Source organism: Pedobacter sp. Leaf250 (assembly GCF_920984735.1).
In the GTDB taxonomy this organism is placed as follows: Bacteria; Bacteroidota; Bacteroidia; order Sphingobacteriales; family Sphingobacteriaceae; genus Pedobacter.
On the sequence record NZ_CAKLBU010000014.1, the window covers coordinates 96,678 to 110,900 of the forward strand.

Annotated in this window: 8 protein-coding genes; all 8 read left to right on the top strand. The window is 36.6% G+C overall.

Annotation, left to right across the window (positions count from 1 at the left end):
• The first annotated feature begins 131 nt into the window (after nt 1-131).
• Complete coding sequence (locus LUA91_RS13965) at nt 132-1,634, top strand: family 16 glycosylhydrolase (protein WP_231426664.1); 1,503 nt, start codon at nt 132-134, stop codon at nt 1,632-1,634.
• A gap of 170 nt (nt 1,635-1,804) precedes the next feature.
• Entirely contained in the window at nt 1,805-4,174 is a 2,370-nt protein-coding gene (locus tag LUA91_RS13970; RefSeq protein ID WP_231426665.1) for a phosphocholine-specific phospholipase C, read from the top strand.
• 120 nt (nt 4,175-4,294) lie between these two features.
• Nucleotides 4,295-7,147 (top strand): two-component regulator propeller domain-containing protein, encoded by a 2,853-nt coding sequence (locus LUA91_RS13975; RefSeq protein WP_231426666.1) that lies wholly within the window; start codon nt 4,295-4,297, stop codon nt 7,145-7,147.
• Nucleotides 7,148-7,182: 35 nt separating this feature from the next.
• A complete protein-coding gene (locus tag LUA91_RS13980; RefSeq protein WP_231426667.1) occupies nt 7,183-7,809 on the top strand; it encodes a response regulator transcription factor in 627 nt (208 codons plus the stop codon).
• A gap of 205 nt (nt 7,810-8,014) precedes the next feature.
• On the top strand, nt 8,015-8,380 hold the full coding sequence (locus LUA91_RS13985; RefSeq protein WP_231426668.1) for a hypothetical protein: 366 nt from the start codon (nt 8,015-8,017) through the stop codon (nt 8,378-8,380).
• A gap of 10 nt (nt 8,381-8,390) precedes the next feature.
• Nucleotides 8,391-9,257 carry an AraC family transcriptional regulator gene (locus tag LUA91_RS13990; RefSeq protein ID WP_231426669.1) on the top strand — a complete coding sequence of 289 codons (867 nt, stop codon included), beginning with the start codon at nt 8,391-8,393 and terminating at the stop codon, nt 9,255-9,257.
• A gap of 297 nt (nt 9,258-9,554) precedes the next feature.
• A complete protein-coding gene (locus LUA91_RS13995) occupies nt 9,555-12,656 on the top strand; it encodes a TonB-dependent receptor (RefSeq protein ID WP_231426670.1) in 3,102 nt (1,033 codons plus the stop codon).
• Nucleotides 12,657-12,666: 10 nt separating this feature from the next.
• Nucleotides 12,667-14,124: a RagB/SusD family nutrient uptake outer membrane protein gene (locus LUA91_RS14000; RefSeq protein ID WP_231426671.1), complete on the top strand. Its 1,458-nt coding sequence runs from the start codon at nt 12,667-12,669 to the stop codon at nt 14,122-14,124.
• Nucleotides 14,125-14,223 lie beyond the last annotated feature (99 nt).

Consider the following 14,223-nt stretch of genomic DNA (forward strand, 5'->3'; position numbering starts at 1 on the left):
AACCATACAGGTTTTGTATATGATTAGTTTAAAATTTTTATCTTGTTATAATTAATACAAAGGTTACACAGATTTTAAATGAGTATTCTTTTAAAAATCTACTTTTGATTTTTTGTATAATCACCCCAAATATGAAACGAGCAATTATATTAACCTGTATGGTATTCATTTTTACCACTTCTTTTGCCCAAAAATTTAACTGGAATAAGAACCAGGTTATTGCCCATCGTGGCGCATGGAAAATGAAGAATTTTCCTCAAAATTCCATCGCCTCATTAAATGAGGCGGTAAAACTAGGCTGTTACGGTTCGGAATTCGATGTGTGGATGACCGCCGATAATGTGCTGGTTGTAAATCACGATCCTGAATTTCAAGGTATGACCATTGAAAAGGTTAAATACGAAGAGTTGTTAACCAAAACCATGAGCAATGGCGAGAAAATCCCAACATTGGAAGCATACTTGAAAGCCGGAAAAAAGCAAAAAACAACCAAACTTATTCTTGAAATCAAACCATCTTTAATTAGCAAAGAGCGAGGTATAGAGCTTACGAACGCTTGTATCGACATGGTTAAAAAAGTTGGCGTAATCGATTGGACAGAATACATCAGTTTTGATTACGATTATTGCAAACGCATTTTACAAGTATTGCCTAAGGCCAAAGTTGCTTATTTAAGAGGCGAGATTAGTGCCGAGCAAATGAAAGCTGATAAATTAACCGGGGTAGATTATCACTATAGCGTTTATCAAAAAGATGGCTGGATTGAAAATGCTCATAAACTGGGATTAAGCGTAAATGCATGGACCGTAAATACTGCCCCGGAAATGCAATGGCTTTTAGCACACAACGTAGATTACATTACCACGAATGAGCCTGAACTTACTTTCGGAGAAATAAAGAAAACGCCTGTTGCTATGGGTTGGAAATTAAAATGGGCCGATGAATTTGATGATAAGGGTTTGCCATTAAGCAAAAATTGGGGTTACGATATTGGTGGAAAAGGTTGGGGAAATAATGAGTTGCAATATTATACCAATGCCGATTCGGCAAATGCGAAGATCGTTAAAGGAAATTTGAATATCACAGCCATTAAAGCCGATAAAGAAGGCAATAAATATACTTCTGCCAGATTAGTGAGTAAAAATAAGTTCGACTTTAAATATGGAAGAGTAGAAGTGCGGGCGATGTTGCCTAAAGGAAGAGGTTTATGGCCAGCAATTTGGGCGCTTCCTACTGATTGGAAATATGGCGATTGGCCTAAAAGTGGGGAAATTGACATTATGGAACATGTTGGCTACGAACCCGATAGTGTTTACGGAACAGTGCACACAGAAAAGTTCAATCATGTACTTAAAACCCAGGTTGGCAAAGGCGTAAAAATCAATCCTTACAATACTTACCATGTTTATGCTGTGGAATGGTTTAAGGATAGAATTGATTTCTTTGTAGATGATCAAAAATATCTGACATTTAAAAATACAGGAAAAGGTGCTCCAGATTGGCCATTCGACCAAAATTTTCATGTAATTTTAAATTTAGCAGTTGGTGGAAATTGGGGTGGAAAAAATGGTGTCGATGAATCGATATTTCCTGCCACAATGAAAGTGGACTATGTTAGGGTTTACCAGAAGTAACATCGATGTAAGAGATTAAATGGAATGGAAGAGCCGAATTTTTAAAGGATTATCTAAGATGAAACTTCTGAATGCCTGCTCACAATTTTTTTACATCCAGGACTAAATACATCAAACTACAGACTCACGACTTATTCCTACCTTGCAGTATCCAAGCTATTGTATAATTTATGGACTCACGTAGAGAATTTTTAAGAAAGGCAGCTTTGTTTGCTGGCGCTACGGGTATGGCCAATACTTTACCCAGCTCGGTACTTAAGGCTATGGCAATTAATGCCGAACCTGGCAGTACTTTTCACGATGCCGAGCACATTGTTTTTTTAATGCAGGAAAACCGTTCCTTCGACCACATGTTTGGTAAAATGAAAGGAGTTCGGGGCTTTAACGATCCGCATCCGCATATTCAACCTGATGGGAACAAAGTCTGGCTACAAAAAGATGGTCAGGGTTATACCTATGTGCCATTTCATGTTGATATTAATAAAACAAAAATTACCTGGCAGGGCGGTTTACCACATTCATGGAACGACCAGGTTGCGGCCAGAAATGGCGGAAGATACGATAAGTGGTTTCCCGTAAAATCGGCGATGACATTATCTTATTATGATAGAAGCGACATACCATTTTATTATGCATTGGCTGATGCATTTACCATTTGCGATCAGCATTTTTGTTCATCCTTAACAGGCACAACACCTAACAGATTGTTCTTTTTCACAGGAACCATTAGGGGCGAAAAAAGCGCAAATCGCGTAGCCATTGTAAATAACGACCAGGCAGAATCGCAGAATAATGTTTTTGTAGATTGGCCAACTTTTCAGGAAACGCTGGAAGATAAGGGAATCGATTGGCGCATCTATCAAAACGAACTTTGGACATCAAAACTTCCGGAGGGGGAAATTGATGATTGGTTAGGAAATTATGGCGATAATCCGGTTGAATATGTAAAAAGACACCATGTAAAGTTGTCTGCATATTTTAGAAAAAATGGCGACAACACTGTGAAACCCGCATTAACCGCTGCCGAAGTTCAGGCTAAATATGATCAATTATCCCAACGGGAAAAAAACCTGATTGATAAGGCTTTTCAAACTAATATAAGCGAAAAAGATTATCTGGAATTAGCGCCGTTTACATTTACAAATGATGAGGGAAAATCTGAAACAATTAACATTCCAAAAGGCGATATTTTTCTTCAGTTTAGAAAAGATGTTGACAGCGGAAAACTCCCTGCGGTTTCGTGGTTGGTAGCTCCGCAACGGTTTTCTGATCATACCAGTTCGCCACTTTATGGTACCTGGTATGTTAGCGAGGCTTTGGATATTTTAACCAAAAATCCAGAGGTTTGGAAGAAAACCATTTTCATTTTAACCTATGATGAAAACGATGGTTATTTCGACCATCAACCACCTTTTGTAGTGCCAAATCCTGATGATGCTTCAAGCGGAAAAGTTTCTAATGGAATAAACTTCGCGACAGATTTTGAAAGCAGAAAAGGCAGTCCGATTGGTTTGGGTTACCGTGTGCCAATGGTTATCGCTTCGCCATGGAGTAAAGGCGGTTTTGTAAATTCACAGGTTTTCGATCATACATCTTCATTAATGTTTATGGAGAAATGGTTGACTAAAAAAACAGGAAAAAGCATCAAGAGCGACAACATTAGCGATTGGAGAAGAAATATATGCGGCGATTTAACTTCGGTATTTCGAACTTACAATGGCGAGGAAATCTTATCTCCCACGCCATTAAAGCGGGAAACTGTTGTAACAAATATCAGTAACGCAAAAAACAAACCTGCTCAAGTTGGCCCTACTGCTTTAAACAAAAATGATGTTGCAAAAATCAATAAATTCGAATCATTTTCGGGCCAAACTTCGGTACATGCACCAAAGCAAGAACGGGGTACAAAACCTGCTTGTGCCTTGCCTTATCAATTATATGTAGATGCTGTTCTGGTAGGAAACGAGGTAGAACTTACTTTTCAATCTGCAAAAACCTTGTTCGGTAGTGAGACTGAAACAGTTGGCGCACCATTTACGATGAATACCATCGCCAACTTCAAGGGTGTACAAGGGAAAGTTTGGGCTTATGCGGTTAAAGCGGGAGATACCTTAACAGACAAAATCGCCATTGAAGATTTTGATAATGAAATTTACGATTTCAGAATTACGGGTCCGAATGGTTTTTACAGGTATTTTACAGGTAATCAAAAGAATCCTCAAATCAATATCAAAGCTAAAGCAGAACAAGGTGGTTTGGTTACTAAAAAACTGAACGGTAATCTGGTTTTTACTTTCGAAAATAAGGGAACAGCACCTGTAAATATTCAAATAGTGGATAACAAATATAATTCTGCGAGCCAGAATATTACGTTAAAGCCTAAATCGACCAGTAACGTAGTATTAAATTTATCTAAAAGTGCACACTGGTATGATTTCAGCATTATTCAAACTGGAAATGCCGTTTTTAAGCATCGCTACGCTGGAAAAATAGAAACTGGAGACATTACAACGAGTGATCCGTATATGGGTAACGCCTAGAAATATCCCCCATTTCGGGTGATGGTTTTTGAAAGGAATTATATTTATTTTGTTAATATGTGCGGTAGTCTGTTTATCAAAAAGATAAAATGTATAATTCCTTTCCTTCTGCTTTTTGGCATGGAGGTTTCTGCCCAAAGCTATAATTTTACCAATTACAATCTAAAAGATGGTTTACCTCAATCGCAGGTAATGGCCATTTATCAGGCAAAAGACCGAACGCTTTGGTTGGGCACTTATGGTGGTGTCAGTAATTTCGATGGTAAAGATTTTACATCCTACAGCAAAGCAGAAGGTTTAAATTCTAACTCCGTTAATAGCATTGTAGAAGATAACAATGGTCAGATGTTTTTCGGAACCGAAGCCGGAATTAATACTCTTAAGCAAGGTAAAATAGCTACGCTATTTAAAGGAGATGGGGCTTCCAATCTCATCAAAGATAAAAATGGAACTGTTTGGGGCTTATCAAGAGGTAAACTTTTTAATATTAAAAATGGCAAGTTAATTTTTCATTCTGTTACACGGAAATCGATTACTGCTTTAAATGTAGATCAGGCAGGTGATTTATATGCAGCCTTTTCCGAAGAAGGAATTTACAAACTTAAGGCTAGTAAGTGGACTTTGCTTCAATCTTTTCCTCATGAAATAAAGGGATACGCCATCAGAAAAATTTTGTTTGATAGGAAGGATAAAGACAAAATTTTTCTTCTTACATCACGTAGCGGCATTTACGTTTTGGCGTCAGGTATAATAACCAAATTTTTTCAGGATGATCGGATTAGTGATTATTATGCTCTAGCGCAAGATAATCGTGGGCAAATGTGGATTGGTACCGAGAAAGGTGCATATATGATAGCCAAAAATGGATCAGTAATTAGTTATAATGGCGATAATGGTTTAAGTGATAACCAGGTTGATGCCATTTTTAGTGATGCTGAAAATAATATTTGGGTTTCATGTTTCAGCGATGGATTTTACAAATATGAAGGCGATGCTTATATCCGTTACAATAAATTTAAGGGACAGAACATTGCCTTACCGGTTAGTGGTTTGGCAGCCGATAAAAATGGTAATTTGTGGGTTGGAACATACAATAAAGGCATTTTTAAATACAATGGCAAAGATATTGAGAACATAAAATTACCAGCTTTTAAGGATAAAAAAATATTCTTCGTTTATGCTGATAAAGCAAAAAACGTTTGGGTATCGGCAAGTGGTAATGGCGTTTGGAAGTATGATGGAAAAAAATTTAATCAGATTTTAAAACCCGAAAGACTTGATAATAGTTCCATTGTAGAAGATCAGCTAGGTGGTGTTTGGATTAACGGACCAATTTCAGCAACCTATCTAAAAGATGGTAAAATAGATATAATATCGGGTTTTGATGGCTATTCGTCTTGCGGTTATGCATTAACGCCCGACAGTATTTTATTGGGTACATCAACAGGTGTAACCCTTATCAAAAACAAAAAGATCGATAAATCATTCCAAATCAAATTACTTCAGGGCACTTTCGTTTTAAATATTATAAAGCACGGAGATAATTTAATATTTGCCACCCTTGGTGATGGAATTGTAACATGGAACCTTAAAACCAAATCGGTAAAACGATACGCAGCAATTAATGGATTAAACTCTAACGACGTTTACAGCTTAGCTTTAGATAACAAAAATAATTTGTGGGCCGGTACCGGAAGAGGAATTAACAAGTTAACTTTTGATCAAAGCGCCAATGTTTATCAAGTTGAAAAAGGAAATCCTTTAATTGTGGAATGCAATCAAAACGCCATCATTAAATACAAAAACAGTATTCTGGTTGGCACAATTACGGGTTTGGTTCAATGTAAAACAACACAATCTCACCAGGGCAAACAAAGTCCGTTTATCCATATCGAGCATGTCAACATTTTTCATAAAAACGATAGATCGAAAGATTTAGGTGTTGATTTATTAAGTAACAAAGATCAATTTCATCAATTAAATTACAGTGAAAACCATATTTCCATAAGTTTTAAAGGTGTTTTTTTAACCAATCCTGAAAGCGTTTTATACCGTTATAAATTGGTTGGCGTTGATAACGATTTTAGTAAACCCGTACCAAATACTGAAATTGAGTATTCTTCTATTCGGCCAGGAAGCTATACCTTTCAGGTTTATGCCGTTGCCAATGGAGAGCAATCGAATATCGAACAATTTAGCTTTACCATAATACCACCTTTTTACGATACCATTTGGTTTAAGATTGGTGCATTTTTGGTGATTATATTTTTAATCTGGCTGATTTTTTATTTGATTTTTAAAACCAGAGAAAAGAAAAAAAATCAGTTTGAACGAATTAAATTGATTGAACAGGAAAAAATACGGAAGCAAACTGCAGAGGATTTTCACGATGATATCGGCAATAAACTCACCAGAATAAATGTTTTGTCAGAAATCCTTGATAAAAAAGTAGCCAGTGAAAATACAGAACAAAAGGAATTGGTTCGATTGATAAAAGAGAATGCAGGTTTGCTTTATACTGGCACAAAGGATATTCTATGGGCTTTGGATCCGCAAAGCGACAATCTTTATGAGATTTTGGTACACATAAAAAACTTCGGTATTGATTTGTTTCAAAATACAGGAATAGATTTTAAGATGGAAGGTGTACTGCAAAAACACAGAAAATTACACCTTACTATGGAGTTTAACCGCAACCTTACTTTAATTTTTAAGGAAATGTTAAACAACGTTTTAAAACACTCCAACGCTACCCAGGTACTGATGTTAATTGTAGAATCTGAAGATCAAACCATTAATATTTTAACCACCGATGATGGTGATGGATTTGAGTTGGAAACCGTTGAACGGGGTAGGGGATTGAAGAATATCCAAACCCGATGCAAACGCATAAAATCAACGTTTCAAATTTCATCTGTTGCAGGAAAGGGAACAACAACTACAATTTCTACGAAAATTATTGTCACAAATTAGGCAAAAGACTATCTAAGCAATAAACTTATTAATTAATGAGCACTAATTTAAGGATTGTTTTAATTGAAGATGATGATATCTTGCGAATGGGATATGAATCATTACTATCAGATGTAACAGATTTTTCTGTTGTAAATTCCTATGCTTCATATGATTTGGCCAAGAAACAATTGGAACAGGATCATCCTGATGTGATATTGCTTGATATACAAATGCCGGGAACCAACGGTTTGCAAGCGCTGCCTTTTATCAAGAAAATGTTGCCTCAAACCAATATCGTTATTTTAACCGTATTCGACTCTCCAGAATTGGTTTTCGAAGCCTTAACAATGGGCGCTGGTGGTTATTTAACTAAAAACTCTACCTCGGCAAAAATTATTGATGCCATACGTGAAGTAAGTACAGGCGGCGGTGCAATGAGCACAAACGTTGCCAGAATTGTGATGCATTCTTTCCAGAAAAACCTGAATTCGCCACTAACTAAACGTGAAACCGAAATTTTAGATCGCATTGCAAATGGCCAAACCAAATCTCAAATTGCCAATGATTTATTTATCGATCAGGAAACGGTAAGGAGCCATGTAAAAAATATTTACATCAAACTTGATGTGAATTCAAAAGCCGATGCCATAAAAACAGCTAAAGAAAAAAGGTTTATCTAATTGCAAACTATAATCTGCAGTTATTTGAGCTAAAATTTATCCCGTTCACTCTTGGTGAATTAACCTGCATCATTACCCTGAACCTGGAATATCGCCGCATCTAGTAAATCTTCTCGGAAAAAATAATGCGAAAACCACCCTTTTCGGGTGATTCCCCGAATCCGTTTTCATTTTAATTTTACATCAATCAAACTGAATAATTTTTATGAACGGCTCTTCTAAGTTTTTTTATGTACAAGTAGCACAACTTAAAGAAGCAAACGATTTTTTCCAAAATATTTTGGGCATGAATACGGAGCCAGTTTCTTTATCTGAGGAGGAAAAATGCATATTGGTGAAGCCAGATAAAACAACGCAAATTTTCCTTTCGGAGAAAAAACACAATAATCAAACCAGTAAAATAACATTAATGAGTAGCGATTTGCTTGAAGATTATTGCAGATTAAAGGCCAATGGCGTAGCTTTTTCGAGAATGCCAATTTATTTAAATGAAGGCTTAAGCGCCGCTTTTTCGGATCCATCGGGAAATGAATACATCATTTTAGAAAAAAGAAACTACACCGAAGATTAATGCTACTGCTATGAAATACGTTAAAGAATTAAGCAATAAAAACAAAATCGTAACAGAGCATACCTGCGAATCGGCATATGAGCAGGAAAGTAGTGATTATATGATAAAGTTTGTTTTTAGCGGTGCTGAAGATTGCGAGATTAACAAGCGTAAGTTGAGTATTTATCCTGATAGCTTTGCGGTATTAAATCAAGGAAGCCATTATAGCAGCCGTATAGATTCCATTACTCCTGTAGATACATTTTCTGTTTCTTTTGGAAAAACGTTTATCAATGATTTTCACAACACGATTTCAAATAATAGCGAATCTTTACTGGATGGTAAACAGGCTAAAACTGAACCTGTATTTTTAGAATCGCTCTACCCATTTACTGGTGATATGCGATTTAATATTTTTCATTTAAAAAATCAGATGGAAAAAGGATTAAACAATGAAATGTTAATTAACGAATACATGCATCATTGTCTGCTGAACTATTATAAAATCTACAACAAAGAGGTTGTTCAAAAACAAGATCGACTATCTTTTATTAAAACCAAAACGAAAGAAGAGGTTTTGAAAAGGCTAACACTTGCTAAAGAATACATGAGCAGCAATTACAACCAGAACATAACTTTAGAGCATATTGCAGATTATGCCTGTTTATCGGTTAACCATCTATTGCGAACATTTAAGGAAGCTTTTGAAATTAGTCCGTATCAATTTTTAATGCAATTGCGATTGAACAGAGCCAAAAATATGTTGCAAAACACATCTTATTCTCTAAATGAAATTGTGGGTTTGGTTGGGTTCGAATGCCCAAGCTCATTTATACGATTATTTAAAAATACCTTCAATATTACACCTTTGAAATACAAGAAAAGTAGATTGAATTAAAATATTTAAATGGTGATTTCTGCATATTTTTAAAATGTACAGTAAGCTATTTTTGAAGTTCTTTCAGGACAAATTTTTGTAGAAGTTTTATCCTGTTTAGGTTAATAATGATTAAAAAAGCAAACTGCCAGGATTGGGGTTTGCTTTTTTGTTTTTAAGCCATCATTCAACCCAAAATTGGTGTTTTTCGCACATTTTATATTTTGCCATAGCGGTAATTTGCGAATCGATTTGGTTTCATGCGTATCAGCAATAAAACTGAAAAACTAATTATTTACTAACTATTCATTTAAGAACATGAAACAAAAATTACTATTGATTTTAGTGATAACGGCTTTGTCTTATTTTAATGCATTGGCACAAAATAAAACAATAACCGGAAAGGTAGTTGATGCCGATGATGGCTTGCCGCTACCGGGCGTATCAATAAAAATAAAGGGTTCTACATTGGTTACACAAACTACCGGAGAAGGAACTTTTAGCATTTCAGCACCTGCCAACGCTCAAACTTTGGTGTTAAGTTATATTGGCTATGCAGAGCAGGAAGTTAAAATAACCGATGGAAATTTAAATATCCGCTTGGTTTCTTCAGCAAAAGACCTACAAGATGTTATGATTATCGGTTATGGTACCGTTAAAAAAGAAAATTTTACAGGTTCGGCGGCAGTAATTAAGAGTGATGTTCTTGAAGATCGTCCTGTATCATCTTTTGAAAAAGCGTTACAGGGTGCTGCGGCTGGTGTTCAGGTAACGAGTGTTTCTGGTCAGCCAGGCGCAACCTCTACCGTACGTATTCGTGGTGTCGGTTCCTTTTCAGCATCGAGTACACCGTTATATGTTGTTGATGGTATTGCCATTACCAACGGCGATTTAAGTTCGGTTGCACAATCATCAGATGTGCTTTCATCGTTAAACCCTAACGATATTGCATCGGTAACGGTTTTAAAAGATGCTACTGCAACAGCTATTTATGGATCAAGAGCGGCAAACGGAGTGGTTTTAATTACTACAAAACAAGGTAAAGCCGGCCAAACCAAACTTAGTTTAAACTCCTATACCGGGTATTCATACCAAGCTGTAGATAAACACGAGGTAATGGATGCCACCCAATATTATAAAAGCTATTGGGATATTTATTATGCGCAACGTTTGGCAGCAGGCTTATCTCCTGATGCTGCGGCTACTGCAGCTAATGGTTTAACGAATGGCAAATTGGTTGTCAATCCATACAATACAGCAAATCCTTACGTGGCAAATGGTGTATTGGCCAACGGTGCATCATTACTTTATGATACCGACTGGCGTAACGAAGTGTTGCGACGAGGTGTTACCAAAAACATCGATTTATCGGCAAGTGGAGGTAATGAAAAAACCAAGTTCTTTGTTTCTGGAGGTTATTTTGAGCAAAATGGTATTGTAATCCGTTCAGATTTTAACCGTTATTCAAGCAAATTCAACATTAATACTGAAGTTACCGATTTCCTGAAAATTGGTATTAACAACAGTTTGTCTCGTACAGAACAAAATACGCCAGCAGGAACAACAGGATCTGATAACCCGATTAACTTTGCCGATCAAACTGCAAATATTTATCCTTTATATGTTAGAGATACAAATGGAAATGTTGTTGTAGATGCTAGTGGAAACCCGGTTTACAGCTATGTTAATCCGGTAACACCAGATTTCAACCCGGTTGGGTTATCTAAATTAAACGAATATAACACCAAAACTTCAAGGGTAATTTCGAGCCCTTTTGCCGAAGTTAAATTCTTAAAAGATTTTACAGCAAAAAGTATGCTTGCGGTAGATTATATCAACAACCGCGAACGTCAATTCTATAATATGGAGCATGGCGATGGGGTGAGTGTTAAAGGACGTGCTTACCGTTATACAAGAGAAGACATTACCCTAACTTTTCAAAATACTTTAACCTACGCTAAAACTTTTAATCAGCATAGCTTTAATGTTTTGTTGGGTCAGGAAGCGTTTCGTACTAAACAAGATTATATTTATGCCCAGGCTACTGGATTTCCTTTTCCGGGAACAGATGAGTTGATTGCCGCATCTACACCTAATACAACACAATCCTACTATACTCAAAAGCGATTATCGTCTTATTTCTCTCGTTTAGAATATAACTACGATACTAAATATTATTTATCCGGTAGTTTAAGAAGAGATGGTTCATCTGTTTTTGGAGCTGATAAAAAATACGGAACATTTTATTCTGTTGGTGGTGCTTGGCGTATTGGTAAAGAAGATTTCTTGAAGGATGTAAGCTGGATTGACGAGTTAAAATTAAGAGCCAGTTATGGTACTTCGGGTAACGATAGAATTGACCGTTATGCAGCGCAAGGACTTTATGGATTGGGTAAAAATTACGAAGGCCAGTCGGGTATCAACTATGTTCAACTGGCTAATCCAGATTTACAATGGGAACAAAACTCTACGCTTGATGTAGGTTTGGAATTTACATTGTTTAAAGGGAAGTTAAGTGGAGAGGTTTCTTATTACAAACGTGGATCAGAAGGAATTTTATTCGGCCAGCCATTAACACGTTTAACTGGTTTTGATGAGTTGACTACCAATCTCGCTTCAATGGATAACTATGGTGTAGAAGTATTGCTAAACGGAAATCCTGTTAAAACCAAAGACTTCGATTGGAATGTATCATTCAACATTACATCAAATAGAAACAAAATCAATAAAATGACTCAAAACGAGGTTATTGATGGTACAAAAAGATGGAAAGTTGGCGATGACAGATACCAATGGTACTTACGTGATTATGCTGGTGTAGATCCTGCAGATGGTAGACCAATGTGGTATATGGACGATCCTGCAACAGGAAATAAAATCACCACAAAAAATTGGTCAACAGCAACAAGATACGATGGTTTTGGGTCATCGTTGCCAAAATTTACAGGTGGTTTTAATAACACTTTCAGATACAGGCAATTCGATCTAAGCGTATTTACTTATTTCTCTACTGGAGGAAAAATTTATGACACATTATATGGAAACTTAATGCATAGCGGCGCTTCGGTAGGTAAACAATTATCGGTAGATACATATAACCAATGGCAAAAACCAGGCGACCTTACAGATGTTCCACGTTTCGTAATCAATAATACAGATTTGGGAAATAATCAATCTACCCGTTTCTTATATGATGGTTCATATATGAGAATTAAAAACATTGGCTTAGGATATTCTGTAAAGAAAGACTGGCTAGAAACCATTCATCTATCAAATGTGAGGTTATATGTAATGGCCGAAAATCCATTTACAATTGCTAAACATAAAGGAATGGATCCAGAATCGGCCATTACAGGTTTAACCGATAACGATATCCCAAATATTAAAACGTTTACGCTAGGTCTTAATGTTACATTTTAATTGATTAATAATGAGAAATTTAAAAACATATAAAACCGCAATTTACACTGGTGTTATGCTGCTTTTGGTGGCTGCTACATCTTGTAAAAAAGAATTTTTAGAAGTTACCCCAACGCAGCAAATCAATGCAAAAGATGCGTTTTCATCGCAAGCAAAAATACAGGCTGCCATGACGGGTATTTACGATTTAACTACTTTTTCTGGCTATACCAATAACATGATTTTAAGTGCCGATGTTAAAGGTAACGATGTAATGGTGGTTAGTGGATCTGGCAATTATGGCAGATTTATAAATCAATACCAATTTATAGAAACGGTAAACAATGCCGATGTTTATGCATGGTGGCAGTACAGTTACAAAGTGGTTTCAAATGCGAACCAGTTTGTAGAGAATATACCTGCTTCGCCCATCAGCGACGCCTTGAAAACAGAATACCTGGCAGAAGCAAGAGCGTTAAGAGCTAACACTTATTTTTGGTTGGTGCGTTGGTTTGCCCAGCCTTATAGCGTAAATCCTGAAGCTTTGGGCGTACCCATTTTAAGAATGCCATTAGGTCCGAGTGAAACCTCTCCGGCCCGTGATAAAGTGAAAGATGTTTATGCATTTATAATTGAGGATTTGAAATATGCTGAAGCCAATTTGCCAACCGCTGGCAGAACAAGCATTTATAGAATGAGTGTGCCGGCAATTCAAGGCATATTGGCACGGGTTTATTTAAATATGGGCAATTGGGCCGAAGCCAGCAGGTATGCTAAATTGGCTCGTGCCGCAAAACCTTTAAGTACTGCCGCTGCTTTATTAACAGGTTTTAGCAACCCAAGCTCCGAATGGATTTATGCCATTAATGTAAGAACTGATGATAACCAAGGCTTCCTGGCGGTATCGTCTTTTTACGATCCGTATGATGTTGGTTATTCGAGCTTTAGGGTTACCGATGATTTCTTTAGCTCATTTGCTGCGAATGATGAACGCAAAAAGCAATTTTTAGTTAAAAGCAGTCCAACGGCTGCCGCAAGTACAGCTGTTTATAGAAAAAGAGGAGAGGGGTATTTGATTAACAAATTCGATTTTACCACCACGAATGCCAATAATCAAGTATTAATGCGATCGGCAGAAATGTATTTAATTGAAGCTGAAGCTGAGGCTAGATTAACCAATGAAATAGCCGCGAAACAGGCGTTATTGGCTATTCAGCAACGTGCTGGCGTGGCAACTGCTGTTTCGGCAAATACAGGCAATGCCTTAATTGAGGAAATTTTAACCGAGCGAAATAAAGAACTCTATGGCGAAGGACATAAGTTTTTCGATTTACTGCGTACCAATAAAGGTGTAAACAGAACAGGCTCTACTGTTCATTGGAAAATCGTAAACTTCCCTTCGGGAGATAACAGATTAGTTTCTCCAATTCCGCAATTGGAATTAGACGCTAATCCTGTATTAAAACCACAACAAAATCCAGGCTATTAAACCAAGCAATTTCTAGTTTTTAATTTAACCCTTTTCAATTTATTGAAAAGGGTTTTTTTGTTATGTTAAATTTTAGTTAACTGATAATTAAGGTGTTAT